The sequence below is a fragment of the Helicobacter equorum genome (assembly GCF_900198655.1).
GTDB classification, from domain to species: domain Bacteria; phylum Campylobacterota; class Campylobacteria; order Campylobacterales; family Helicobacteraceae; genus Helicobacter_F; species Helicobacter_F equorum.
This window is the reverse complement of record NZ_FZPO01000017.1, coordinates 1-24,766: the sequence shown is the minus strand read 5'-3', so window position 1 is coordinate 24,766 and position 24,766 is coordinate 1. Positions and strand designations below refer to the sequence as shown.

29 protein-coding genes are annotated in these 24,766 nt (G+C 36.9%); 15 read left to right on the top strand and 14 right to left on the bottom strand.

The features are described from left to right. Window positions 1-2: 2 nt before the first annotated feature. A complete protein-coding gene (locus C6H22_RS08625) occupies window positions 3-224 on the bottom strand; it encodes a hypothetical protein (RefSeq protein WP_158654616.1) in 222 nt (73 codons plus the stop codon). Window positions 225-459: 235 nt separating this feature from the next. On the opposite strand from C6H22_RS08625, the gene C6H22_RS04225 reads away from it, so the two are divergent. Beyond that, window positions 460-840, top strand: coding sequence for a group III truncated hemoglobin (locus tag C6H22_RS04225; protein WP_104694095.1), 381 nt, complete (start codon window positions 460-462; stop codon window positions 838-840). A 2-nt stretch (window positions 841-842) separates the two neighbouring features. Here C6H22_RS04225 and queF read toward each other — a convergent pair whose 3' ends face one another. Both queF and C6H22_RS04215 read right to left on the bottom strand, forming a co-directional pair. Further along, window positions 843-1,313 carry a preQ(1) synthase gene (queF, locus tag C6H22_RS04220; protein ID WP_104694094.1) on the bottom strand — a complete coding sequence of 157 codons (471 nt, stop codon included), beginning with the start codon at window positions 1,311-1,313 and terminating at the stop codon, window positions 843-845. 3 nt (window positions 1,314-1,316) lie between these two features. Next, window positions 1,317-2,069, bottom strand: a complete 753-nt coding sequence (locus C6H22_RS04215; RefSeq protein WP_104694093.1) for an SDR family NAD(P)-dependent oxidoreductase — start codon at window positions 2,067-2,069, stop codon at window positions 1,317-1,319. Between the two features lie 133 nt (window positions 2,070-2,202). Between C6H22_RS04215 and sodB the strand changes: the two genes are divergently transcribed. Together sodB and C6H22_RS04205 are read left to right on the top strand one after the other, a co-directional pair. After that, window positions 2,203-2,841 carry a superoxide dismutase [Fe] gene (gene sodB / locus C6H22_RS04210; protein WP_104694092.1) on the top strand — a complete coding sequence of 213 codons (639 nt, stop codon included), beginning with the start codon at window positions 2,203-2,205 and terminating at the stop codon, window positions 2,839-2,841. Between the two features lie 2 nt (window positions 2,842-2,843). Next, complete coding sequence (locus C6H22_RS04205) at window positions 2,844-3,545, top strand: endonuclease (protein ID WP_233707034.1); 702 nt, start codon at window positions 2,844-2,846, stop codon at window positions 3,543-3,545. Window positions 3,546-3,548: 3 nt separating this feature from the next. Here C6H22_RS04205 and C6H22_RS04200 read toward each other — a convergent pair whose 3' ends face one another. The 11 genes from C6H22_RS04200 to C6H22_RS04150 all read right to left on the bottom strand — a co-directional run bounded on the left by C6H22_RS04200 (window position 3,549) and on the right by C6H22_RS04150 (window position 11,547). Continuing rightward, entirely contained in the window at window positions 3,549-3,764 is a 216-nt protein-coding gene (locus tag C6H22_RS04200; protein ID WP_104694091.1) for a hypothetical protein, read from the bottom strand. Further along, window positions 3,761-4,540, bottom strand: a complete 780-nt coding sequence (locus C6H22_RS04195) for a TerC family protein (RefSeq protein ID WP_104694090.1) — start codon at window positions 4,538-4,540, stop codon at window positions 3,761-3,763. The genes C6H22_RS04200 and C6H22_RS04195 overlap by 4 nt, the downstream gene beginning before the upstream one ends. Next, window positions 4,541-5,500, bottom strand: a complete 960-nt coding sequence (corA, locus tag C6H22_RS04190) for a magnesium/cobalt transporter CorA (RefSeq protein WP_382275635.1) — start codon at window positions 5,498-5,500, stop codon at window positions 4,541-4,543. A gap of 68 nt (window positions 5,501-5,568) precedes the next feature. Then, entirely contained in the window at window positions 5,569-6,312 is a 744-nt protein-coding gene (locus C6H22_RS04185; protein WP_104694088.1) for a tRNA (5-methylaminomethyl-2-thiouridine)(34)-methyltransferase MnmD, read from the bottom strand. Next, window positions 6,302-7,525 (bottom strand): sensor histidine kinase, encoded by a 1,224-nt coding sequence (locus C6H22_RS04180; RefSeq protein ID WP_104694087.1) that lies wholly within the window; start codon window positions 7,523-7,525, stop codon window positions 6,302-6,304. The genes C6H22_RS04185 and C6H22_RS04180 overlap by 11 nt, the downstream gene beginning before the upstream one ends. Beyond that, window positions 7,515-8,243 (bottom strand): response regulator transcription factor, encoded by a 729-nt coding sequence (locus C6H22_RS04175; RefSeq protein ID WP_104694086.1) that lies wholly within the window; start codon window positions 8,241-8,243, stop codon window positions 7,515-7,517. The genes C6H22_RS04180 and C6H22_RS04175 overlap by 11 nt, the downstream gene beginning before the upstream one ends. Before the next feature lie 14 nt (window positions 8,244-8,257). Then, entirely contained in the window at window positions 8,258-8,656 is a 399-nt protein-coding gene (locus C6H22_RS04170) for a DUF1104 domain-containing protein (protein WP_104694085.1), read from the bottom strand. Between the two features lie 79 nt (window positions 8,657-8,735). Further along, window positions 8,736-9,809: a sensor histidine kinase gene (locus tag C6H22_RS04165; protein WP_104694084.1), complete on the bottom strand. Its 1,074-nt coding sequence runs from the start codon at window positions 9,807-9,809 to the stop codon at window positions 8,736-8,738. Between the two features lie 5 nt (window positions 9,810-9,814). Then, window positions 9,815-10,144, bottom strand: coding sequence for a rod-binding protein (locus tag C6H22_RS04160; RefSeq protein WP_104694083.1), 330 nt, complete (start codon window positions 10,142-10,144; stop codon window positions 9,815-9,817). A gap of 18 nt (window positions 10,145-10,162) precedes the next feature. Further along, window positions 10,163-11,194 (bottom strand): flagellar basal body P-ring protein FlgI, encoded by a 1,032-nt coding sequence (locus tag C6H22_RS04155; protein WP_104694082.1) that lies wholly within the window; start codon window positions 11,192-11,194, stop codon window positions 10,163-10,165. A 98-nt stretch (window positions 11,195-11,292) separates the two neighbouring features. Beyond that, window positions 11,293-11,547, bottom strand: a complete 255-nt coding sequence (locus C6H22_RS04150; RefSeq protein WP_104694081.1) for a hypothetical protein — start codon at window positions 11,545-11,547, stop codon at window positions 11,293-11,295. Between the two features lie 173 nt (window positions 11,548-11,720). On the opposite strand from C6H22_RS04150, the gene C6H22_RS04145 reads away from it, so the two are divergent. From C6H22_RS04145 to C6H22_RS04085, 12 genes are all read left to right on the top strand, one after another. Further along, the gene (locus C6H22_RS04145) at window positions 11,721-12,929 is read left to right on the top strand and encodes an aspartate kinase (protein WP_104694080.1); all 1,209 of its coding nucleotides are present in this window, start codon (window positions 11,721-11,723) and stop codon (window positions 12,927-12,929) included. Window positions 12,930-12,941: 12 nt separating this feature from the next. Further along, window positions 12,942-13,526: a HobA family DNA replication regulator gene (locus tag C6H22_RS04140; protein ID WP_104694079.1), complete on the top strand. Its 585-nt coding sequence runs from the start codon at window positions 12,942-12,944 to the stop codon at window positions 13,524-13,526. A gap of 9 nt (window positions 13,527-13,535) precedes the next feature. Next, window positions 13,536-14,180 (top strand): DNA polymerase III subunit delta', encoded by a 645-nt coding sequence (locus C6H22_RS04135; protein WP_104694078.1) that lies wholly within the window; start codon window positions 13,536-13,538, stop codon window positions 14,178-14,180. After that, entirely contained in the window at window positions 14,180-15,337 is a 1,158-nt protein-coding gene (folP, locus tag C6H22_RS04130; protein WP_233707031.1) for a dihydropteroate synthase, read from the top strand. Before C6H22_RS04135 ends, folP begins: the two co-directional genes overlap by 1 nt. Next, window positions 15,337-16,326, top strand: coding sequence for a hypothetical protein (locus tag C6H22_RS04125; RefSeq protein WP_104694077.1), 990 nt, complete (start codon window positions 15,337-15,339; stop codon window positions 16,324-16,326). Before folP ends, C6H22_RS04125 begins: the two co-directional genes overlap by 1 nt. A gap of 8 nt (window positions 16,327-16,334) precedes the next feature. Then, complete coding sequence (gene xseA / locus C6H22_RS04120) at window positions 16,335-17,567, top strand: exodeoxyribonuclease VII large subunit (RefSeq protein WP_233707030.1); 1,233 nt, start codon at window positions 16,335-16,337, stop codon at window positions 17,565-17,567. A gap of 63 nt (window positions 17,568-17,630) precedes the next feature. Beyond that, a complete protein-coding gene (galE, locus tag C6H22_RS04110; RefSeq protein ID WP_233707029.1) occupies window positions 17,631-18,881 on the top strand; it encodes a UDP-glucose 4-epimerase GalE in 1,251 nt (416 codons plus the stop codon). Between the two features lie 13 nt (window positions 18,882-18,894). Next, the gene (locus C6H22_RS04105) at window positions 18,895-19,356 is read left to right on the top strand and encodes a GtrA domain-containing protein (protein WP_104694075.1); all 462 of its coding nucleotides are present in this window, start codon (window positions 18,895-18,897) and stop codon (window positions 19,354-19,356) included. A gap of 11 nt (window positions 19,357-19,367) precedes the next feature. Next, window positions 19,368-20,834 (top strand): FAD-dependent oxidoreductase, encoded by a 1,467-nt coding sequence (locus C6H22_RS04100; protein ID WP_104694074.1) that lies wholly within the window; start codon window positions 19,368-19,370, stop codon window positions 20,832-20,834. Further along, the gene (locus C6H22_RS04095; protein ID WP_104694073.1) at window positions 20,827-22,134 is read left to right on the top strand and encodes a hypothetical protein; all 1,308 of its coding nucleotides are present in this window, start codon (window positions 20,827-20,829) and stop codon (window positions 22,132-22,134) included. Before C6H22_RS04100 ends, C6H22_RS04095 begins: the two co-directional genes overlap by 8 nt. A gap of 182 nt (window positions 22,135-22,316) precedes the next feature. Further along, window positions 22,317-23,261, top strand: coding sequence for a UDP-glucuronic acid decarboxylase family protein (locus tag C6H22_RS04090; protein ID WP_104694072.1), 945 nt, complete (start codon window positions 22,317-22,319; stop codon window positions 23,259-23,261). A 121-nt stretch (window positions 23,262-23,382) separates the two neighbouring features. Continuing rightward, a partial coding sequence (locus C6H22_RS04085) for a HAMP domain-containing protein (RefSeq protein WP_104694071.1) occupies window positions 23,383-24,766 on the top strand: 1,384 nt, incomplete at its 3' end.

The following is a 24,766-nucleotide window of genomic DNA, read 5'->3' as shown; positions in this document are numbered from 1 at the left end:
TTTTAACAAATGAGATTTGCACTCATCGCCACCACCAAACCCCTACAAACAACGCTAGACTTATCCCCACAGATTTTCTTGGCACAGATTCTCTGACTATAGATTCTATCGCCAAAAAGCGCAATCCACGATTGACAATCTAGCCTATAGATTCCAAAGATAGAATGATAATGAGTATAGGGAATATTGAGAAAGGGCGCACCGCCCAACGGAGGAGGGGTCATTGGAATTGAGCGGTGCTTAATGTTACAAACATTAGCGTTATGAGATTGGAGGGAATCTCGGGGAAACACTAATCATACACAAACTTAATTTATCCCCATATTTTTAAGTTTGCGAGGTCGATTTTACACAACATAGAGAAACAAATTTTAAATTTTGGTAATTTTTTTTGAAACTTTTTAATTAGTTTGTTAATACTTGCTCTTTATAGTTTCATCAAAAATACAAGGAGTTTGTATGTTACACACGCAAATCACACACGAATCCATCGCAAAGCTTATGGATATTTTTTATGCCAAAGTGCGTTATCACGAAAATTTAGGACCTATTTTTAATGCCAAAATTACAGAATCTGATGAGCGTTGGGAAGCACACAAAGAACATATCGGAAGATTTTGGCGACAAATGTTGTTAGGCGAGATGGTGTTTGATGGGCAACCACTCAAAAAGCACCTTGAGTTGCCACCATTTCCACGAGAATTTTTTAATGATTGGTTGAAGCTATTTGAAGATTCACTGCACAAAGTCTATGAACCTGCGATTGCGCAAGATATTTTAGCAAGAGCTATGGGTATCGCACAAAGATTCCAAATGATGATTTATGAAATGCCACATTAATGTTAGCAATTATCTATCTTTTCAGGATAGAGATCGTGGTTTAGTAAGCGGTGTTGTGCCATTTGCTCATATTTGGTCCCAATTTTGCCATAGTTGACATAGGGATCGATACTGATGCCACCGCGTGGCGTAAATTTACCCCACACTTCGAGATACCTTGGATCCATAAGAGCGATGAGATCCTTGGCTATTACATTAATGCAATCCTCGTGAAACCCTCCATGATTACGAAACGAAAATAAATACAACTTAAGAGATTTGGATTCTACCATTTTGGATTGGGGGATATAGCCTATATAAATCGTTGCAAAATCCGGTTGTCCTGTGATAGGACACAACGAGGTAAATTCTGGGCAGTTAAATTTCACGAAATACTCTACATCAGGGTGTTTATTTTCAAAAGTTTCCAAAAGCGATGGGTCATAATGAGTGGGATATGTGGTGTGTGCACCCAAAGATTTGAGTGATTGCATAACTTACTCCTTATAAACGTTGAGTGCTGCTGGAGCTTGAGTGGTAGGCATAATCTCAATTGTATTGACATTGACGTGACTAGGTAATGTCGCTACCCAAAATATCGCTTCAGCAATATCTTCTGGCAAAAGTGGCTTAGTGCCTGCATACACAGCATTTGCAAGATTCTCATCGCCCTTAAAACGCACGAGCGAAAATTCACTCCCACCCGATAAGCCCGGCTCGATATTACTCACACGGATATGTTTGTCATACAAATCCGCGCGTAAATTAAGAGAAAATTGTCGCACAAAGGCTTTGGTAGCACCATAGACATTGCCTCCGGGATATGGGTATTGCCCCGCAATAGAGCCTATGTTGATGATATGCCCTTTTTTGCGCGCTACCATTTGGGGCAATACTAAACGCGTTAATCGCACAAGAGCAAGGACATTTGTTGCAATCATCTCTTCCCAATCCGCGATATTTGCTTTATCTGCACTTTGTAGTCCTAGCGCAAGTCCGGCATTATTGACAAGCACATCAATATCTTGAAAATCCTTTGGGAGATTGCGTAAGGCAGATTCTATGTGTGCAATATCACGCACATCACACGCGATAATTTGCGCACTTTTCTGACCACCTAATGTCTCTTGCAAAGCTTTGAGTTTTTTTATTCTGCGTGCTAGTAAGATGACTTTATGCCCATTTTGGACAAATGTTTTCGCACTTGCTTCCCCAAACCCTACTGAAGCCCCTGTAATAAACACCACCATTTGATAAACTCCCTATAAAATTGCATACGAAATTTTAGCATAGATTGTAGCACTTACATTAAAGGAAATGTAACCTTTATAATGTTAGAATGCCCGAGCTTTTTAAGCAGCAATTATAAGCAAGGAGAAAAATATGTTTACTTTACGCACATTACCTTACAGCGACAAAGATTTCGGAGATTTTTTGAGTCCAGAGGCGTTTAGCTATCATTATGGCAAACATCATCAAACTTATGTAAATAACCTTAATAATCTTATCGCTAACACAGAGTTTGCCTCTAAAGGTTTGGTAGATATTATTTTAGGTTCAAATGGTGGTGTATTTAACAACGCAGCACAAGTATATAATCACGATTTTTATTGGGATTGTATAGCACCAAAAGGTAGCAATGCAAGCGCTGAATTAAAAGCAGCTATTGATGCAGAGTTTGGATCACTTGATGGATTCAAAGAAAAATTTATCGCTTCTAGCACGACGCTTTTTGGTTCTGGTTGGAATTGGCTTGTGTATAACACAGCAAACAAAAAACTTGAGATCGTGCAAACAAGCAACGCTCAAACTCCAATCACAGAATCTAAAATCCCTCTACTTGTAGTTGATGTGTGGGAACACGCTTACTACATTGATCATAGAAATGCACGCCCTGCATATTTAGAAAAATTTTGGAATCACATTAATTGGGAATTTGTATCCAAAGCATATGAGTGGGCAACTAAAGAGGGCATAAGCTCTGTGTCATTTTATGCAAATGAGTTACACCCTGTAAAATAAGTATGTGGCATTGCATAGCCCATACCCTAGCGGTGATTGCCCTTTGGGCATCGCCTTTAGTCGCTAAACCTACATTTTCTGACGCCAAAAGAGAATTAAAATACCTCTATTTTTTCTTAGATTCTTCATTTCAAAAAGATTTTTATTGTCATACCCCTTTTAGTGTGCGGTTAAAGAATGGAAAACCACACTTACAACCAAAACCCTCTGACATCAAAGACGCCAAGGCAATAGAATGGGAGCATATTATGCCTGCTCATACCTTTGGCAAACACCTTGCGTGTTGGACATATGGTGGTCGTAAGAATTGTCGCAAAGATCCATTTTTTCAAAAAATGGAATCTGATGTGCAAAATATTGTCCCAACATTGGCAAAAATTAATCGTGATAGGGGCAATTACACATATGCCAACGCACCAAAATCCTTGCGTTTTACGCAATATGGATCATGTCAAGTGTATGTGGATACAAAAGCACAAAGATTTTATCCGGCGATGTACTCTAAAGGCTACATAGCGCGTAGTTATTTATATATGGTAAAAATGTATAACATTCCCCTAGATTCTAAGACTTTGACACAAATGCAAGAATGGAATATAGCCTATCCTATGACAAAGCAAGAGCGATATTTACGCACCCACTTTGATATCATTAATCAAAAACTTATACTACAAGCACTACCTTTTGGGCGTTTGTTGCGATAGGATTCACACAAGCATTGTTGCAATTTTTTTGACAACAAGAAACAAGCTCATACTAAAGCCAAGAATGTTGCCTACTAGCATAATCCAAAAGCCTGTATTATATATACCTGCATACATAAGGCAAAAAATACTTATAGGGAAAAGCACGACACCGAGTCCGATAAATATATATCCTAACACACACGCTGCCAAACCAAAATAAAAAAACCAAAGCCTCATTTGTGTGAATCTCGCATTGTGGTATGTATAGAGGTTGTATCATTCGTGCGCAAGGACTTTTTATTATGTTTTTTGCTAAGCCAAAGGTTTATACATTCTACACCAAGAGAAAAGGCAATAGCAAAATACAAATACCCCTTTGGTATATGAAAATGCAATCCATCAGCCACAAGTGCCACACCAATGAGAATTAAAAATGCTAGAGCAAGAATTTTTATAGTGGGATTTTGTTCTACAAACTCCGAAATACTTTTGGAGGCTAGCATCATCACGCCCACAGCTATAATAATCGCAAGCACCATTACCGCAAGGTTTTCTGCCATACCCACTGCCGTAATCACAGAATCTAGGGAAAATACAATATCAAGCAAGGCGATTTGTATAAGCACTAAACTAAAGGCGTTTGTGTATGTGATATTCTGAGTTTGTTTATCGCCTTGTGCCATTTGATGAATCTCGATAGTGGCTTTGTAGATGAGGAAAAGCCCACCCAAAAATAGCACCAAATCACGCCCCGAGATAGCAAACTCTCCGATGTTAAAAAGTGGCGTAGTGAGTTTAGAGAGGACAAAAATAAGGCTAAGTAATGCTATGCGCGTAATCATCGCAAGAGCCAAGCCCAAGATACGCGCTTTTTGTCGCAAATGTTTTGGAAGTTTTGAAACAAGCACCGCAATAAAAATGATATTATCAATGCCTAAAACAATCTCCATAATACTTAACGTAAGCAATGCCATCCACGCGCTAGGATCAAAAATCCAAGCAAAAACCTCCATTTATAACCACCCTTTTTTCTTAAAATATACGATAGGAAAGATTGTTGAGAGAATCATAATGACAAGCACCACAGGATATGCATATTCTAAGTGTATCTCTGGCATATAATCGAAGTTCATACCATAAATTGTGCCAATGAGTGTGGGAGGCATCATAGCCACGGTTACCACGGTAAAGAGTTTGATAGTTTTGTTTTGCTCAATATTAATTTGGTTAGTAAGAATGGTTTGGATATTATCAAGCGCGTGCATATTGACGGTATTAAATTCCACAAGTGAATTGAGGTCTTTTAGCACAATGGTTAGGTTTTGCTTGATTTCTGAATCTGGTTTGTTGCTCCTAAGCATTGCAGTAATTGCGCGGCGTTTATCAAAGAGTGAATCTCGCACACTCATATTGAGTTCTTGGAGATTAGAGAGGGCTTCTAGCATCTGCTTATAATCTATAAGTTCTTCATTAAAGACATTTTTACGCAAGATTCTTGTTTCTTTGGCTACAGATTCTAATAAGTCCGCGTCTTTTTCCACACGCGCTTCAAACATCTTGCTCACCAAATCAAACCCATCTTCAAAAATTTTGGGACTAGCAAACACAATTTGTTGAATCTCCTCAAAGACTTTAAGTTCGCTATATCGAATCGTAAAAAGAATATTTTTGTGCAAAATAAAGGTAATGGTTTCATTGACGAGATTTTGTTGGGTGCGCACCAAAAAGTAGGTATTAATCGTAATAGATTCGCTGTCTTCCCAATATCGTGCAGATTGCTCGATCTCCTCGCGTTCTTCTTTGGTTGGAATGTCAAGATGATACGTGTTGGCAATATAATCCACTTCAACGCTTGTAGGCTTGAATAAGTCAATCCATAGAATCTGTTCGGAAATATGTTTGGTTGTATCAAGTTCTTGGCGCACAACAAGCCCATTTCGTTTCAAAAATACATTCATGCTACCTCCTTGCATACATCACGATATGTCATCCTTGGTATTGTAGCAAATAAAATATGTGTTTGTGCTTATTACTTTGAATGCTAGACTTTGTTATAGGGCTTTAGGTGATAGTGAGGCAAGTTTAATGCACTCTTGCTCATCACGCTTCCGCTACGCACTAGTTTCTCTTTGTGTGTGCAATCATAGACCAAAAATCCACATGCAAGGGCATTTTTTCGTATGCTAGAGCTTTGGGAATAGGTGGTGAGTATACCATTTGGGCGCAAGATTCTATATAATTGCGCAAAAAAATCTTTGCTCCAAAGTGTAGGGTTTTTGCTAGGGCTAAAGGCATCTTGATAAACCACATCGATACTATGTGTTGCTATAGTATGTATGTATTTACACGCGTCGATAATATGCACTTCTATATGTGTGTTTGTGTCTTGGTATGTGCCTGTATTTGTCAGTGCTGTAAGGATTTCTTGGATAGGTAGCACATTAAATTCCTTTGGATAAGGGAAGTTTTTGAGATTTTGTATGAGTGAATGATCAATCTCTGGAGAGTATATCACTAAGCGTGTAGGTAGAGCGTGTATCTGACGATAATAGAGGTTTGTAAAGGTATTGTAGCCAAGCCCAAAGCAAATATCTAAGATTGTTATTTCTTGTAGACTCTTACACACACTAAAAGCTGGTATGACATGTTTATATAGACTTTCTTGCAGGGCACCATCTTTAAGACTATGATAGCATTCATCAAATGCTTCATTATATGCGCTAAAACTCCCATCAGCACTTGATTTTAGCATAAAATTTGAGGGGGTTTGGGAGTTAGGATTCATATGTGTTCTTTGTGTGCCAAGTCAGCACAAATGCACTTCCTATGTGTGTGCCACCCTCTGTGATACTCTCCACATGAATCTGGATAGCATATTCTTTGCATATTTCATGCACAAGACTTAATCCTATACCAAATCCTCCAACGCTCGTATCAAATCGTGCAAAGCGATCAAAAATCATTGCTTGATGTTTGGAATCTATCCCACTGCCACTATCTTTAATCACAAAGCGATGATTATGGAGTGCGATGTGAATCTCTCCATTATGTTTGTTGTATTTAATAGCATTACTTATAAGGTTATCAAAAAGTGTGATGATTTTTTCGCGATTTGCTTGAAAAGATACTGGTGTGATATCGCTTTTGAGTTTGAGATTTTTTTGTGTAAAAAATGGCGTAAAAAATTCTATTCGTTCTTGCAAAAGAAGGTCTAAGCGTAGTCTTTGTGTGTGTTGTGGCAGACTATGTGGAAAATTATATGCCACAAGGGTGCGGTAAATATGCTCTAATTGCAATGAGGCAAGTTTTATACGCGTGATTTTTTTGGCATCATCGGGATTATAATGCTTATTATGTAGCATTTCTATACTCATGAGAATAATGCTAATTGGTGTGTTAATCTCGTGCGTTGTGTCTTTGATAAAAGTATCAAGCCGTTGTATGTGGTCATTAATGGGTTTTAGAAATAATCGCACCAAAATATACGCCACAATACCCATAGCCACAAGGATTGCTACAAAATACACGCCAAGCTTGATATTATTTTTGATAATCAGTGAATCCACGCTATCATCTTGCAAAAAAATCCTCAATCGAACATGTGGGGTTTTTTGGTGACGATGCACAAAGGCTTCTGGATCTATGATGACCTTATTACCCACCTTATAAAATCCCTCTAAAAACTCTTCTTGTGTGGGATCACGCACGAGATTAGAAAATATGACATATCCCTTTTTATCAAAGATTCCAAAGGCAATATCTTGTTTGGATTCTCTAATTTCTGTAATGGCTACATTGAGAGCATCGGGAGGATATTTTTTGAGAATCTCAAGGATTTCTAGGGATATTTCCCGTAAGGCAATGACTTGTTCATAATAAATATTGCGCGATTCTTTTTTGTAAAAAAAATAAAAAAGCCCACACAAAAGCACAAGCGTTGTGCCTAAATACAAAGATAGAATCTTAGCGATAGTGCGTTTTGTGGAGTTAGCGGACATAGCAATATCCCTTGTTGTGTTGATTTAAGATTTTATCTTTGCCGATAAGTTTGCGTAGGTTTTTGATATATGCGCGTAATGAAAGCTCACTTGGTTCTTGTCCCATATCCCAAAGCTCTTCAAAAATCCGATCTTGCGAGATATAGGTATTTGGGTATTGTAAAAGGAGATTAAGTAAGGCGGTTTCTTTGTTAGTTAAAGAGAGAATCTTGCCATCTTTATAGAGTGTTTTGGTGATGATATCAAAATTCACACCATTACCAAAATCCTCCATTTGCGTATTACGATGCGCAAAAGATCGTTTTAGCAACGTATGGATACGAAGCCTTAGCTCTACAAGTTCAAAGGGTTTGCGTAAAAAATCATCACAACCTGCATTATATCCTATTTGCAAATCCTGCACACTATTAAGGGAAGTGAGAAAAATACAAGGTGTATTTTTATTTGCTTGGCGTAAGGTTTTTAGCACTTCAAAACCCGGAAGTTCTTTGAAAGCACTCAAATCATCTCCTAGGGGCACCTTCACATCAAGCAACCAAATATCAAAATTCTTTTCGTATGCGAGGTTTAGCACACTTGAGGCATCTTGACACCATTCTACACTAAACCCCTCACTTTCCAAAAATTCACACAAGATTTCAGCCAATACGCCATCATCTTCTAAGAGCAAAACCTTAGCACCATTGGCATTTTTTTTGGTGTTATATGTTGAAGACATAGCGCGATATGGCGTTATTTTCTAGGTGGTTTTGGCTTATCATCACGATCATCGTGTAATTCGTGTGGTTTTGGCGGATGAATAAGCTTGCATTCCTCTTTGTTTTCGTGACAAAACTCTTTTACTGCCTTATGCACTTCATGTTTGTAATCACGAAATTCTTTGACTTTCATGCCATCATAGACTTTTTGGGCTTGTTCGCGTATGTTTTGTTCAAATTCACGTGCTTCTTTGACACTCATATCCTCAATGCGTTTAGCAATCTCTAATCTATATTGTGGAACATCTTTGGGCTTTATTTTTCCAGCGAGACTTATGAGATCTTTATTGCTTTTTTTTGTAAAATCTTCTCCAAAAAGCAAACCGCTCACAAGAAAACTTCCTGCTAAACTTAGTGCTAGTATTTTTTTCATAAACTACTCCTTATGTAATGATATACACCTAAAAGTGTAGGGGGAATTGTAGATATAAATTGTGGATTGTGTGTGAAATTTAACGCGCAATTTCAATTTCAAAAACTTTTTCTCCATTATCTTGTAAGTTGATCTTTCCATTGTGTGCTATGACAATTTGTTGGCTAAGTGCCAAACCTAAACCATTACCCTTTAGTTTAGTGCTTTTAAAAGGCTCAAAAAGCACATTTTTATCCTCGATAGTTTTACCATTATCGCGAATATAAAAGACACTTTTTTGAGAATCTTGACTAAACCATATTTCCACAATTCCTTGTTCTTCATCGCTTTCTTCAATTGCGTCAATTGCGTTAAAGACAAAATTTTGCAACACAATACTAAATAAATCAAAGTCTATTAACACTTCAGATTGTGAAGCAAGTCTAAAGATAAATTCAATATCTTTGGCATATGTGTAATGCGCAATACATTCTTTTAATTCTTGTTCTATGGCATGGAGTGTATGGAATTTTTTATTCACACTTATACCCTTTGAAAAAAGGAGGGTTGCGTTGATAAGTCGCTCAATACGCCAAATAGATTTTTTAATTTCAGTAGCGATAGGTTGGATTGTTGAATCACCGCGCTTAAGTAGTGTAGAGGTAAGAATAGAAATAGATCCCACGGGATTGCGAATCTCGTGGGCTAAATGTGCCGAAACTTGCCCCATAGACGCGAGGCGTTCTTGGCGTTTTTGGTTTGTGATATTAAATGCCGTGATGATGGTTTTATCACTCAAAAGGCTAATTTTAAACATATAGGCGTTGTTATTGTATTCTAGCTCACTTTCATAGATTTCTCCTATTTTAATACAAGAGAGACTAAGGCTTGTTTGAATAAGTGCAAGAATCTCTGGCATTGCGTAGGCTTGATTGTTTTGATAAAATAACTTACCATCTTTTTCAAGCACCCAAATAGCTTGAGGGAGGAGCTCTAAGACATTATTATAGAGGTTTTTGAGGCTTTTAAACTCCTCTTCTAGTTGGTAAGTGCCTTTGATAAGCTCTAGGAGTGAATCTAGCACCTTTTGTTTATCGTTGGTATCAAGACTTTCTATGAGGTTATGGCTTAACAAACTCTCTTTGAGTGATGTTTCTTGTAAATCTTTTGGCATTATCTTTATAAATCTTTGAGATAATTAAATAAAAGCTCACTATATCCAAAACTTCCGCTAAGATTTTGTGCGAGATTTTCAATATACATAGAGTGGTAAATATCGTTCCCAGGTTGTTTTGGGTAGAGTGGATTTTCGTTTTTGATAGCGTCTTTTAGTATAATTTGCAAAAACAAGGCTTCAAAATTATCTGTTTGTTCTCTAAGTTTTTTATCTTCTTCGTGTTGGAGTTTTTGGATTGAAGATGATTTCACACGATTTTTGAGATTCTCTAAGAGCGCATTACCTTTTAGATTCTCATAAGCATTAAGACCATTTTGCGTTGATATATTCATTGCTACTCCTTAATCTAGTTACATAACCACAATGTCTGCAGTAATTGCACCACTTTTTTTCATTGTCTCAAGAATAGAGATGATATTTTTAGGACTCGCACCAATTTTTTGCAATGCACGCACCACATTAGCGATTGTAGGCTTTTTACCATTGGTAGCAAGGACACTTTGTGCTTTGGAGATACTCACATCATCACCGATATTGAGTGCTTCTGGATCACTTTGAATCTCATCAGAAATTTTGAGCGTCAAATCCCCATGCGTTACCACAATAGGCTCTATAGTAATGCCTAATCCCGCTACAATCGTGCCACTTTTTTCATCAATAATCACTTTTTGTTTTTGTATATAATCAATCTCAACTTCTTCTACGAGTGCGAGAAACTCTACCATATTCATAGGTTGTGGTTTTTGGAGTTTGATAGTGCGTGAATCTAGCGCAAGAGCAACGTTGGCATTAAAGGTTTCATTGAGTGTTTGTTGGATTTTTACGGCATTTTGGAGATCGGATTTTTTGAGGCTAAGCGTGGCAGAATCTTGTGCAGAGATATTGTAGCTTACTTCACGCTCAATCGTTGCTCCATTTATGAGTGTGCCAGAGAGTGCGTTATTGCTTTCACCAAGTGTGATAGCACCTTGAGCAAGAGCATAAATATTGCCATCAACCGCACTTAGTGGTGTAAGCACCAAAGTTCCACCATTGATAGATTTCGCATCACCAATAGAAGAAACTTGTATATCAATTTTATCTCCCGCTCTTGCAAAAGCTGGCATATTTGCTGTTACCATTACCGCTGCGACATTTTTTGACTTGATGTCATTTGCCGAAACCTTGACATTCATACTCTCTAGCATATTTGCCACACTTTGCATGGTAAATTTTGAGCCGTTTTTATCCCCTGTGCCATTTAGTCCTATCACAAGTCCATAGCCCACAAGTGAGTTTTCTCGAATACCCACGATTTGAGCGAGATCAGAAATTTTTTGTGCCCATACAAAACTTAGGCAACTTACGCTAAAGCCAAATATAATCGTAAGATATTTTTTCATACTATCTCCTTAAGATGTTCCTCTGTCCTTTGGGTATATGCACATTGTGAGAGAAAAAGCAAAAAAGATTCCAAAAGTTTGTATGCTTATATTTTGTGCTATTGGAGAGTTTTTAGAATCTCGCAAGATTGGTGATTGTTATGCAAAAAACATTCATCGCTGAGTTTTTCAAATTGTGCTTTGGCTTGTTGTTGTGCTTTTTCTTGTGTTTTTTGTGCGCGGTATTGCTTCATTTCAAAGTGATTAAACACATACAAAATGACACAAATTAGTACGATGAATAAAATATTGATCCCATTTAATGGCATTTTGCCACAAAATCCACATCGCCTGTGCCTGTTTTTTGTATCCATTCTCTTGCCTTTTGTTTTATTGTGTATTTGGCATTGTAACGCGTTTGTATTTTTGGTGCAAGGGAATACTTACTAAAACTTTAAGCATTTTCATTTTATGATTACGTTTTCTTTTTTTTGACTGCTAGTGGTAAAAATACTAATGAATCTAAATTCTGTGTTAAGGATAGACAATGTTAATTGTGCAAAAATATGGTGGCACAAGTATGGGTGGGTGTGAAAGGATAGAGAATGTCGCACAACGCGTGATTCAAACCCTAGATCATCATGAATGCGGTTTGGTCGTAGTTGTTTCTGCTATGAGTGGGCAGACAGATATGCTTTTAGAATACGCACATTTTTTTTCCCCTCTGCCAAATACGCGTGAAGTGGATATGCTTCTTAGTTCTGGAGAACGAGTAAGTAGTGCACTTTTAGCGATAGCTTTAGAATCTAAGGGGGTAAAAGCAATTTCTTTAAGCGGGCGTGGTGCAGGAATTGTTACAGAAAATATGCACACCAAAGCACGTATTAAATATATTGATACCAATCACATACAAAAACTTTTGCAAGAAGGCTATGTCGCGGTAGTTGCAGGGTTTCAAGGTATAAGTGAAGAAGGTGGGGTTACAACGCTTGGGCGTGGTGGTAGCGATCTCTCTGCGGTTGCATTAGCTGGTGCTTTGCATGCGGATTTGTGTGAGATTTATACCGATGTTGATGGAATCTACACTACCGATCCGCGCATAGAATCTAAAGCTAAAAAGATTGATAAGATTAGCTATGATGAAATGCTAGAGTTAGCATCTATGGGTGCAAAAGTGCTACTTAATCGTTCTGTGGAGTTAGCAAAAAAACTTAAAGTAAAGCTTGTGTCACGTAGTTCGTTTTCGGCTAGTGAAGGGACATTGATAACAGATGAGGAGGATATTATGGAAAAACCCATCGTAAGTGGTGTGGCATTGGATAAGAATCAAGCTAGAGTAAGCATAGCTGATGTACTTGATAGACCCGGTATTGCAGCAGAGATTTTTAGCACATTAGCAGAGGCAAATATCAATGTGGATATGATTGTGCAAACCATTGGTAGAGATGGCAAAACAGATATTGATTTTACTATCCCACAAACAGAAGTAGAACTTGCTAAAAAAGTGCTTGAATGCTTCAAAAATGATGTGCAAAGCATTGAGTATGACTGCGATATTGCAAAAGTTTCTATCGTGGGTGTTGGTATGAAATCTCATAGTGGTGTGGCAAGCACCGCTTTTAAGGCTATGGCAAAAGAAAATATTAATATTATGATGATTGCCACAAGTGAGATAAAAATCTCCATGATTGTAAATATCAAATATGCCGAATTAGCCGTCCGCACACTGCATGATGTGTATGCGCTTGATAAATAGGATTAGGTGGTAATGGAGCGTTTAGATGTATGGCTCAAAGAAGCCATTATACAAGAAGATAATAAAGGCATTATGAGTGGTTGGCTACATGAGCAGAGATTAGGGCTTGTCCCACTTTTGCGTCGTGTGTTTTTGCATATTTTACATGGCGGAAGTTTGGTGGTGCTTACTGATACGCAACGCCAATGGTTTAGCAAATATATCACACAAAACATCAATCTTCCCAGCAAAACACGCCCATTTTTTCCTATTTTTGAGGTTGAATCTTTAGGTTTTATGATTGATATGAATCTCAATTATAATAACACACCTGATAGGCATTTTGGTGCGATCAATAAAATGCTTGAGCATTCTTTTGCCAAGAATTATATGCTTTGGTATATTGGTAAAAAGACTATTCGTGGGGATTTTGCGCTTTTTCCTGCAATGCATGAGCCATTTATGTGGCTTATTGATGGGCAAGATATGCCTACTAAAACTATTAGGCTAAGCTCACTTGATGATTTGCTTGATTATAAGCTTTTGCAGCTTTATCGTTTGTTTGAAAGGGCGCTGTGTGGCGTTGTCTTTGGGCAGATTTCTCTAGAGCTTTCATAGGGTTTAGGCATGGGACTTTTTGTTGGAGAGTTGCATATTAGCGCACAGCCTCAAGAGATTGTGCATAATATCACCGCGACACTACAAAGAGGAGATTATGTCATTTTTAATCCCACAGATAGCAAAGGCAAGGAACTTGAATTTCGCATAGATGACGCGCGAGAAGTGATTACACAAAGCTATCTTGCAAGTGATAGGGAGCGATTTCTTATTCTTATAGCGCCTTCTTATAGTATCGAAGCGCAAAATGCATTACTCAAGATTCTTGAAGAGCCACCACAAAATATGCATTTTGTGCTTATTGCACCAAGCAAAAATGCGTTATTGCCCACGATTCTTTCGCGTTTGCATATCCATATGCACAAGAGTAAAAAGACACTTCCTATTTTTGAGCTTGATATAAAAAAGCTCACACTTTCTGCTATTTATGAGTTTTTGCGAGAATGTGATAGACAAAATAGTAGTATCCAAGAGATAAAAGATCATATTCAAGCCTTGCTTTTTGCAGTGCATGCAAGTGCAATTTGTTTGGATCGCACCGAGTTAGAGGCTTTTGACGAGGCTATTGTATTAGCAGATTCATACACCAAAGAGAGCTATATTTTTTTACCCTTGCTTTTAAAGATTCACAAAAAACAACGAGGAGTGCGATAATGCAAGTTACACGCATAGCTACTTCAAGAGCATTAGATGTGCTAAAACGCGTGGGTGCTGATGAGGTGGGGTATAAGATTATGGCACAAAAGGCGCAAATGTATTATTTTGTATTGCACGATTTGGGTTATGTGGCAAGTGCGATTGTAAAACAAGAAGCACTAAGCGTGGGTGCAGAGTATGCTACACCTCGTGAGCAGATTCTCTATAAAGGAGAAAAAGTCGGCTTACTCATTGCCAATGCATCTCAATTAAGGCGACTTGTTGCTAAGCTTTCTACGCAAGATTTTGGGCTAAGAAATCTTGCTACATACCTTAAATCACACATCAAATCACCCCTAGATACACAAACCAAGATTATGGCGATTATCAATGTTACGCCAGATAGTTTTTATGCTTCTAGTCGTAAAAGCTCCAAAGAAGCGATTGAGCGTATTTATGAGCTTTTAGAAGAAGGTGTGGCATATATCGATATAGGTGCGGCAAGTTCGCGTCCAGGTAGTCAAAATATAGAATCTTGTGAGGAAATAGCACGCTTAGGCGAAGTGTGTGCAGAAATAGATTCTAAGCAATTATATAAAAAGACGCAATTTAGCATTGATACCTACAACCCAAAAACCGCAGAGTTTGCGCTTAAAAATGGTTTTAATATCATTAATGATGTGAGTGGGTTTAGCGATCCTGATATGGCACGGGTCAATGCTGCATTTGGTGCAACTGCGATTATTATGCATTCAAGGGGCACACCAGAGACTATGCAAACACTTACGCAATATGATGATTTTTTGGGGGAGATTGATACATTTTTTGAGCGAAAAATTGATGAGGTTATACATAGTGGAGGCAAGGAAATTATCTTAGATGTGGGTTTTGGCTTTGCCAAAAATGACGCACAAAATCTTGCACTTGTAAATCATCTTGTGCATTTTAAGCGGTTTGGATATCCTCTTTTGCTTGGTGCTAGTCGAAAAAATACTTTAGGACAAATTACAGGCAAAGCAGTGTCTGAACGCCTTGCATCAACGCTCGCACTACATCTTATTGGTGTGCAAAATGGCGCAAATATTTTGCGTGTGCATGATAGCAAAGAACATAGCGATATACTTAAAGTCTATTATGCCTTGCAAGATAGCACACTACAACAAGGAATCTTGTAATGGCACTTAGTCGTGATAGAATGATAGAATTTCTCAAACGACATGATTATGATTCAAATACGCTACAATCTATGGAAACAACAGAGATTCAAGAGATATATCAAGAAGTTACAAAAAAACTTTTGGGATCATATTTTCACCTCATTAATGATAACAAAAGCATTAAGACTAATTCCATTTTATTCGATATTGATGAGCTTACGGAGTTTAAACAAAATCTCAAAGATTGTGCAAATGATGTCATAGCACTCATAGAATGTCTGCAAGAGGGATATATGAAGTTTGATTGTAATGAAGCAAATGATTTACTAGCTATAGCACTCAAAGATATGCCTATGCACAAGATGCAAAAAATTTCTCATATTGCTTATAGAAGTTTTCAAGAAATTTTGCTTTCCCAAATAGCCGCAGTATTAAAAGGTTTGCCAAAGGAAGAATTTAAGGTGCTTGAGGAGTTTTATGAAAAGCGTCGTAATGATACGCAGTTTTTGCACCAAACTATTGATAAGCTCAAAGACCCCGCCACACGTAAGCAGATTCTCACAATGGCACGCGTGAAGCTTATGGTAGTTAAGGATTTTATGCCTTCAAATCTGTATGATGTATATCGAGATTATTACAACAACATACCTCAAAAACTCGAACTTGTCGCCAAAGTAAGAGCACTTACAGGTTTGTATTCCAAAGAATACTTAAAAGAAATGCCATTTGAAGAGCTTGAAGCATTGTATCGGGAGATCCTTAAACATAATGAACAAGAGGAACAAGATAAAAAAATGTTTCTTAAATATTCTCAAGCAATTCAAGAGAGTGTGGATAATAACGATGATGATGGCTTTAATGAAATATGTTACAAGGCAGTTACGCATCTCACACAAAAGCAACTCTCTATGCTTGTAGAATACATGAATGGACAAAATCCATTTTTTCTTAGTAAGTTTGAATCTGTCGTGCGTGAATACAAGAAAAAACTTCATATTAAGCATTAAGGATAGGTATGATTCTTGGTGTTAGTGAGTTAAATGCACAGATAAAGGCTCTTATGGATAGCACATTTTTACAAGTTCAAGTGCAAGGAGAGATTAGCAATCTCACAATCCATACAAGTGGACATATGTATTTTAGTCTCAAAGATGCAAATTCACAAGTGCGTTGTGTAATGTTTCGTGGCAATGCCAATATGCTTAAATTTGAGCCAAAAGATGGCATAAGCGTTGTTGTGAGTGGCGGCATAAGTGTATATACACCGCGGGGAGAATACCAGATTCAATGCAAGAGTATGATTCCAGAGGGTGTGGGTGAGCTTACGCTGCGCTTTGAGCAACTAAAAGAAACATTGCAACAAAAGGGCTATTTTAAATCTAAAAAGCCTATACCACCATACCCTAAGCGTATAGCGATTTTGACTTCTCTTAGTGGTGCGGCACTTCAAGATATGGTAAAAGTTGCCAAAAAGCGGTGGAGACTTACAAAAATTGTTGCGATAAATACACTTGTGCAGGGTGATGAAGCAAAAGATTCTATCGCGCGTAATATCGCATATGCCGATCGTTTTTTTGGCACACCACAAGCTTTTGATGTGATTGTTATTGGTCGTGGTGGCGGTAGCATCCAAGATTTGTGGGCGTTTAATGAGGAGGTGGTGGCTGATGCGATTTTTCACGCACGCACCCCGATAGTAAGTGCTGTGGGACACGAGGTAGATACAATGATTTCAGACTTTGTGGCAGATTTGCGAGCACCTACTCCAAGTGCGGCAATGGAGATGATTCTACCAGATTCGCAAGAGTGGCTTATGCGTCTTGATGAAATGTGTAGATTGCATGAAAATATGTTTTTGTCCCTGTATGCCTCAAAGTATGAGATTCTAAAACATGTATTAGCGCTTTTACAAGCAAAAAATAGAGAATCTACCATATACACACAATGTGAGCACGTTGCTTTTTTGCGACAAAATCTTGTGAATGTTGCACGAGCTTTTTTGCAAGATAAAGAAGCGGAAGTATTGCCATTTTATCAGGCATTGCGATTTGAGCGATTTGTGGATTCTAAGCAAAAAATTATAGAATCCTTACGCTACACACTTTTGGCACTAAATCCACAACAAACCAAAAAGAATCTAGCACAGGTGCTACAAAATGGCAAAGTGGTCGCCCTAGAGCATTTACAAAGTGGTGAAGTAGTCGAGCTTGTGGATACTACGGCGATAAGACAGGCAAAGATTCTCTAAAAGATTGGAGCTTTTAAGAGAGGACATAGTATAATTATTAAAGTTTTGTATGCAAGGAATGTAATGACACAGCAATCTATGACAACAAAAAAGATTCTAATAACTGGTGGGGCAGGGTATATTGGTTCTCATGCAAATGCCTTGCTTAATGCACTAGGATTTGAGACACTTGTATTAGATAATCTTAGCTTAGGACATAAAGAATCTTTGCAATATACATCATTAGATGTTTCTAGTGGTGCTACATTAACACAATTTCTTGCACAATTAGGGCAGAATTTACCGCGTGCGGGGGGGGGGGGGCATAAATACCCTTTAAATAATCCTTTTAAAGAATCAAAATCTAATGACAAACATTTTGCTGACACTAACCTTAGTCCACATATAGCACAATATCAAACACAAGCCAACTCTGATTTATTGCTACTTCGCTCACTTCAAAATGCACACTTACGTACTACTTTTATACAAGCTGATTTGAGTGATAAGGCTACATTAGATTCTGTTTTTGATACATACGATATAGAGGCAGTTATGCATTTTGCTGCTTATGCATATGTTGGGGAGAGTGTGAATGATCCTAGCAAGTATTATCGTAATAATGTTGCTAATTCTCTTAATCTTTTAGAATCTATGCGTAGGGCTAATGTAAAAAATATCATTTTTAGTTCCACTTGTGCTACATACGGCAACCCATTGCATTTGCCTATAACAGAATCCCATATACAAAACCCAATTAATCCTTATGGTTATTCAAAGCTCGTGGTAGAAAACATGTTGAGAGATTTTCATAATGCTTATGGATTAAATTATGTGGTATTGCGTTATTTTAATGCCGCTGGTGCAAGTATGCTTTTTGATATTGGTGAATCTCATAATCCAGAAACACATTTGATCCCTTTGTTGTTGCAAACCGCACTTGGTCAAAGAGAGTCTTTGAGTATTTTTGGTGATGATTATCCCACAAAAGATGGATCTTGTGTGCGTGATTATATTCATATTGATGATTTGGCAAGCGCACATATTCTAGCGCTAAAGTATTTTTTAGATGCTAAGAGAGATGGCAAAATAGGTGAAGTATTTAATCTTGGAAATGGGGAAGGGTTTTCTATCTTTGAATTGTTAGAATGCACACAAGATTTATGTGGTAAAAAAATCCCATATGTTATAGAATCTAGGCGCATAGGAGATCCTGCCATACTTATTGGTGATAGTAGTAGAGCAAGAGACATATTGGGTTGGAATCCATATTTTTATAAGCTAGAAACAATCCTTGCATCTGCTCTGCGTTGGCATACAAACCCAAGATATTAACAAAAGAAATAAGATGCAGTTACTAAAGTATTTTTGTGTCGCACTCTTGGCTTTGTTTGTAAATCTTATATCAAGGCATTACATAAGTTTTTATATAAACTTTTCATATAGTGTGGTTATCGCTTATATTTTAGGGCATTTTGTAAATTTTGCACTCTCTGCTAAATATATATTTCCTCGCAATATTAGTTTGCAATTCGCCTTTGTTCGTTTTAGTATCGTAGCAAGCTTTGGATTGGTTGTGGCTTTGTTTGTAAGTGTTACAACACTTCTTCTTTTAGAAACTCTCACTTCTACTTTTCATACTTACCTACAAGCAAGTTCATTGTTTGAATCATATACAGATTTTTTATTACACCAAAAACATTTGGAGTTTGTAGCACATGTTTGTGGGGTGGGTATGAGTTTTGTCTGCAATTATTTAGGACACAAGTATTTTAGTTTTACAAAACTTTCACACACAACAATCTCATAAAAAGGATAGCAATGACACAAGAATCTTCTAAAAAAGTATTAATCATTGGTGCAGGACCTGCTGGGCTTAGTGCCGCTAGAATATTAAGCGAGTCAGGATATAGCGTAGAAATTTTTGAGCTAGAATCTCAAGTTGGTGGTATGAGCAAGAGCATAGAGTTGTTTTCTCAAATCGTGGATATTGGACCACACAGGTTTTTTAGTAAGGACAAAAGACTTAATGATTTTTGGCACTCACATACAAATGGTGAATATGAGAAAGTCTCACGACTTACTAGAATCTTTTATAATCGTAAGTTTTTTTATTATCCTTTGCGTGGATTTGATGCGTTACTTAAGCTTGGGTTTATAGAATCTGCCCTGTGCGTTTTGAGTTATTGTAAGGCAAAAATCCTACCTTTTAGAGGGGATAGTTTTGAATCTTGGGTGGCAAATGCTTTTGGTTACCGACTTTATAGCATATTCTTTAAGGGTTACACAGAAAAACTTTGGGGAATCAAGGGTAGTGAGCTAGATTCTGATTTTGCCGCACAGCGTATAAAAGGACTAAATCTCTATGAGGCTATAAAATCTGCATTTTTTGGTGATGGTGGGAAGAAACATAAAACTTTAGTCGATGAATTTAGCTATCCTAAAAAAGGTTGTGGCGTAGTGTATAGCAATATGAAAGATGAGATTATCAAACGTGGTGGAACGATACATTGTGATGTTGAAGTTGTGGGTATCAAAACACATAATAAAAAAGCTATTGGAATCATCACAAATAAGGGAGATTTTAGCGGAGATATTGTTATTTCGACCGCACCTTTTAGAGATATGGTGCTATCTTTAGATGAATTAGATTCTAAGACAAAAGATTTGGCTAAAAAACTAAAGTTTAGAAACACGATTTTGGTGTATATGGAAGTAGCACAAGGCTTGCAAGATTCTCAAACACAAGCTCACACAAAGACTATAAATGATACATCATTAGGCACTTCATTGTTTAAAGATAATTGGATTTATGTGCATAGCAAAGATACGCAAACAGGCAGGATCACAAATTTTGCTAATTGGACAAAAGATTTGCGGTGTGGAAAAGATTCTGTGATTTTATGTCTTGAGTATTGGGCTAATGATGATGAGCCTTTGTGGAATCTAGATGAAAGTGCCCTAAGCAGTATGGCAAAGAAGGACTTATTGGAATCTAAACTTGTGGCAGATTCTAGGTTGATAAAAAATGTAGCTGTATTAAAAATTCATAAAAGCTATCCTATATATGAAAGAGGCTACAAAGAAGATTTACATAAAATCTATGATGCACTTGATAGCTTTGAAGATTTGTATTTTATAGGTCGGAATGGCAGTTTTAAATACAATAACCAAGATCATAGTATTTTAATGGGGTTGATGTGTGCAGATAAGATTCTAGGTAAAGAATGCGACTTATGGTATATCAACACAGACTATGATTATCAAGAAGGAGAGAAAAGTGAGTAAAGAGTCTATCGCAAGAAACAATAATGTTGTGCTTTTGCTCGCAAAATTGATGAGATACACGGCTTTTATCATAGAGAATAGAATGTATGCTCTATTTGGAGCAGTAGTTATTGTATGCATTACAAGTGTGCTTTTCTATACAAAGGCAAACTCTTACCCTGATGTAGATAGTCATATTCCAGCGACAATTTTGGCGCAACAATATGGTTATGACTTAGAGGGTTATGGGCTAAGTTTTGTCTTTGCCAAAGATATAGAGGATACTTATGGTAATGGGACATTAAGAATCTTATATGAAGGTATCAAACCAGATTCTTTTGGACATTATCGTTCAACTATAGGTATACAGGGTTTTTTCTATGCATGGTTGTATCAGGCATTTAGTTTTGAAAGCATTAATCCACTTTATATGTTTAATACCTTTCTTAGTGCCTTATGTGTATTTGTCTGTGCCTTTTTGCTTGGTAAAATTTTTTGTAAAGCTTTTGGGATTATATTTTTCATTTCATTTGTAAGTGGATGGACTCTAAAACTTGGTGGAAGTCTGTATTTTAGCCTTGCTTTTTGGTTGTTTCCTGCAATTATTGCATTTAGTTTATACATAGCAATAGCACACAATAAACTTTCTAAAATGATGTTTTCTTTATTGTGTTTGGCTTATATGCTTGCCATAGCTCTTCGTGCTAGTATGAGTTATGAGTTTATTACAAGTATTATACTTTTTTCACTTAGTCCATTTATTATAAGCTTTATATATGGACTTTTGTCTCGCACAGAATCTACGCCACCTTTTGTGAGCATTGCTCAAGGCAGAGCCTTTGAATATGGCTTAGGATTTTTGATTCTTGCTTGTGTTGGGTTTATGGTTGTATTTATAATACATACCTATATTCGTGGTAATGGGGATTTATACATTGGTTTTATGGATATTTATCAACATGATTTTTTGCGTAGGATGATTGGTGGTGACTCAAAGGAGTTTGATCCTGTTTATGCAAATTCACTTAATGCAAGTGCATTGGATGTCATCACAATTTATATCACAACAGGTACAAAGTTGTTTCTTATTCTTTTTTGGATTAGCGTTTTTGTCTGTTTTGTCGAAACCAATAAGGTTTATAGGAGTTTCTATATTGCCCTAATTGTCTGTTTTGCATTACCTGCATTAAGTTGGTTTATATTTGGTAAATCTCATAGTTTTATTCATAGGCATTTTTGCTTTATATTATGGTATCTTGGTTTTTGGGCTAGTATTTGGTATGTGCCATTGCATTATTTCTATCGCAAGAAAATAGCATAGGGATCTTGTAATTGATGATTCTATGGATTTGAGATTTTTTGGCTATAAATGATAGTTTGTAGTTTTTAATATCTTTTGTGAAAAAGATTGTCTTTTATGCGCATTTCTTTGTGTATTGATTTTATCATCCTTTAATTTGCGTTATAATGCTTTTTACAAATCTTGATATATAAGGAGATTGGATGCAATATAAAAAGATTCTAATAACTGGTGGGGCAGGGTTTTTGGGCTCACATTTATGTGAGCGATTATTGGAGCAGGGACATGAAGTGCTTTGTGTGGATAATCTTTTTACTGGCACAAAACGTAACATCTTGCATCTGTTGAGCAATCCGCGTTTTGAGTTTATGCGACATGATGTGACCTTCCCTCTGTATGTTGAGGTTGATGAGATTTATAATCTCGCTTGTCCAGCAAGTCCAGTGCATTATCAATTTGATCCCGTGCAAACAACCAAAACCTCTGTGATGGGTGCTATCAATATGCTAGGGCTTGCCAAGCGCACACGAGCAAAAATTTTACAAGCATCCACAAGTGAAGTGTATGGCGATCCTGAAATCCACCCACAGATAGAAAGTTATCGTGGCGCAGTCAATCCTATCGGCATACGAGCATGCTATGATGAAGGCAAGAGGTGTGCAGAAACATTGTTTTTTGATTACCAAAGACAACATAATGTCAATATAAAGGTTATGAGGATTTTTAATACCTATGGTCCTAGAATGCACCCAAATGATGGGCGTGTGGTGAGTAATTTTATCATTCAGGCACTAAAAGGTGAGGATATAAGTATTTATGGTGATGGTAGCCAAACACGCAGTTTTTGTTATGTTGATGATCTCGTTAGTGGCATGATGAAACTTATGGAAAGTAGAGATGGATTTTTTGGACCAGTAAATATCGGAAATCCCAATGAATTTACAATCCTAGAGCTTGCCAAAAATATTATAGAACTTGCTAAATCTCATTCTAAAATTAGTTTTCATCCATTGCCACAAGATGATCCCAAACAAAGAAAACCCGATATTAGCCTTGCACAAAGCGAATTAAAGTGGGAGCCAAGCATACAGCTTAAGGAAGGACTTGAAAAAACCATTAAGTATTTTAAACAAGAATTAAGAGCATAAAGAGGACGTATTGCTACGATAAAGGGATTTTTGCTTAAAAATGCCTTGATATCTTTGTATTTTTTAAGAATCTTTTTGTTATATTCGCAGGATCATAAAACCACATGGGGGTATTTAGAGTATGAAATTTTCTTTAGGTAATAAATTACTTGTATGTATGTTATCAATTTTTGTTGTCGTGATTGCAACGGTCACTATCTATAATTACAAAAAGACTTCCGAAAATACCATAGAACTTTTTCAGAGTATTCAACAGGGAGCTTTAAGTGCATCGTATACAACGATAAATATTACGATGAATATCGAGGCGCAACAACATTTAGATTTTTTACGGAAGCAAATTTTAGCATTGGAGAGTATTTCTGATCAATCTGAGAGAATTGTAAAACAACGAACAGTGTTAGCAGAAACTGCCGAACTTATCAAATATTCCGCCGTTTATGTGATATTTGAGAAAAATGGAAAAGCACTAGTGGAGCATAATGAAGAACTAAATGCAGCATTTAAACGTGATTACGAGGTAGCGGAGCCAGGTTTTAATTATTTAGAGCGTCCATATTATGTCCAAACCAAGAAAAAATATCTTGAAACAAAACAGCTTCAAGGTATCGTAACTCCAACATATGTAAGCCAAAGTGGTAAAGATAAGGGCAAAATGTTGGCTACTGCTACTGCCCCACTTGTAGATAAAAATGGTAATTTTTTAGGTGCAATTTGTTTAGATATATTTGTGGATGATTTTCAAAAGAGATTTTTGAATTTTGAGCGTCCAGAACTTCCTAGTATGGCTATTTTCATCACAGATGATACAGGGCGAATTTTTTCCCATAAAAATCCAAATGCCATCAATCATGATAAACCTTTGACGCCTGTAGAGAAAACTGTTTTTGATCTAACTAAAAAGGCACCGGAGGGTTATGCAGAGTTTGTGAATAATCTTGATCAAAGACGACTTGCTTATTATAAGCAATTTCCTTTTGGTTGGACAATCGTAGTTGCAGCAACGCAGAGTGATTTTACAGATGCTGTTAATAAAAGTTTTATTACTTCGGTATGGATAGCATTGATTTTGGGAGCACTTGGACTTATCGTATTATATTTTATTATCAAAAAATTCATCGGACCAGTTAGCGTGATTCAAAAGTTTCTTCATGATTTCTTTAAGTTCATCAATCATGAAGTTTCTACACCTCCTGTTTTGCGACATAAATTTGCCAACGATGAGCTTGGATTTATGGCTGAAGCGATCAATCAAAATATAGAGCGCACAAAACACTCATTGCAACAAGATAAAGAAGCGATACTTGAAGCTACAGAAACCGCCAAAGCAGTAGAAGATGGTGATCTTACGGCTCGTATAGACAAAGTTCCATCAAATCCCCAGCTTGTGGAACTTAAAGAAGTATTAAATCATATGCTTGCTATTTTGCAATCAAAAATTGGAAGTGATACTAATGAAATTGCTAGGGTGTTTAATGCCTATACCAAACTTGACTTCTCTACAC

Coding starts and splice junctions, on each gene's coding strand:
- C6H22_RS04140 (WP_104694079.1), top strand. CDS start 12,942: ATGGAGCGTTTAGATGTATGGCTCAAAGAAGCCATTATACAAGAAGAT.
- C6H22_RS04155 (WP_104694082.1), bottom strand. CDS start 11,194: ATGAAAAAATATCTTACGATTATATTTGGCTTTAGCGTAAGTTGCCTA.
- C6H22_RS04090 (WP_104694072.1), top strand. CDS start 22,317: ATGCAATATAAAAAGATTCTAATAACTGGTGGGGCAGGGTTTTTGGGC.
- C6H22_RS08625 (WP_158654616.1), bottom strand. CDS start 224: ATGACCCCTCCTCCGTTGGGCGGTGCGCCCTTTCTCAATATTCCCTAT.
- C6H22_RS04205 (WP_233707034.1), top strand. CDS start 2,844: ATGTGGCATTGCATAGCCCATACCCTAGCGGTGATTGCCCTTTGGGCA.
- C6H22_RS04170 (WP_104694085.1), bottom strand. CDS start 8,656: ATGAAAAAAATACTAGCACTAAGTTTAGCAGGAAGTTTTCTTGTGAGC.
- xseA (WP_233707030.1), top strand. CDS start 16,335: ATGATTCTTGGTGTTAGTGAGTTAAATGCACAGATAAAGGCTCTTATG.
- C6H22_RS04150 (WP_104694081.1), bottom strand. CDS start 11,547: ATGGATACAAAAAACAGGCACAGGCGATGTGGATTTTGTGGCAAAATG.
- C6H22_RS04180 (WP_104694087.1), bottom strand. CDS start 7,525: ATGTCCGCTAACTCCACAAAACGCACTATCGCTAAGATTCTATCTTTG.
- C6H22_RS04165 (WP_104694084.1), bottom strand. CDS start 9,809: ATGCCAAAAGATTTACAAGAAACATCACTCAAAGAGAGTTTGTTAAGC.
- C6H22_RS04160 (WP_104694083.1), bottom strand. CDS start 10,144: ATGAATATATCAACGCAAAATGGTCTTAATGCTTATGAGAATCTAAAA.
- C6H22_RS04225 (WP_104694095.1), top strand. CDS start 460: ATGTTACACACGCAAATCACACACGAATCCATCGCAAAGCTTATGGAT.
- C6H22_RS04175 (WP_104694086.1), bottom strand. CDS start 8,243: ATGTCTTCAACATATAACACCAAAAAAAATGCCAATGGTGCTAAGGTT.
- C6H22_RS04105 (WP_104694075.1), top strand. CDS start 18,895: ATGCAGTTACTAAAGTATTTTTGTGTCGCACTCTTGGCTTTGTTTGTA.
- corA (WP_382275635.1), bottom strand. CDS start 5,500: ATGCAAGGAGGTAGCATGAATGTATTTTTGAAACGAAATGGGCTTGTT.
- galE (WP_233707029.1), top strand. CDS start 17,631: ATGACACAGCAATCTATGACAACAAAAAAGATTCTAATAACTGGTGGG.
- C6H22_RS04145 (WP_104694080.1), top strand. CDS start 11,721: ATGTTAATTGTGCAAAAATATGGTGGCACAAGTATGGGTGGGTGTGAA.
- folP (WP_233707031.1), top strand. CDS start 14,180: ATGCAAGTTACACGCATAGCTACTTCAAGAGCATTAGATGTGCTAAAA.
- sodB (WP_104694092.1), top strand. CDS start 2,203: ATGTTTACTTTACGCACATTACCTTACAGCGACAAAGATTTCGGAGAT.
- C6H22_RS04195 (WP_104694090.1), bottom strand. CDS start 4,540: ATGGAGGTTTTTGCTTGGATTTTTGATCCTAGCGCGTGGATGGCATTG.
- C6H22_RS04200 (WP_104694091.1), bottom strand. CDS start 3,764: ATGAGGCTTTGGTTTTTTTATTTTGGTTTGGCAGCGTGTGTGTTAGGA.
- C6H22_RS04135 (WP_104694078.1), top strand. CDS start 13,536: ATGGGACTTTTTGTTGGAGAGTTGCATATTAGCGCACAGCCTCAAGAG.
- C6H22_RS04125 (WP_104694077.1), top strand. CDS start 15,337: ATGGCACTTAGTCGTGATAGAATGATAGAATTTCTCAAACGACATGAT.
- C6H22_RS04100 (WP_104694074.1), top strand. CDS start 19,368: ATGACACAAGAATCTTCTAAAAAAGTATTAATCATTGGTGCAGGACCT.
- C6H22_RS04185 (WP_104694088.1), bottom strand. CDS start 6,312: ATGAATCCTAACTCCCAAACCCCCTCAAATTTTATGCTAAAATCAAGT.
- queF (WP_104694094.1), bottom strand. CDS start 1,313: ATGCAATCACTCAAATCTTTGGGTGCACACACCACATATCCCACTCAT.
- C6H22_RS04215 (WP_104694093.1), bottom strand. CDS start 2,069: ATGGTGGTGTTTATTACAGGGGCTTCAGTAGGGTTTGGGGAAGCAAGT.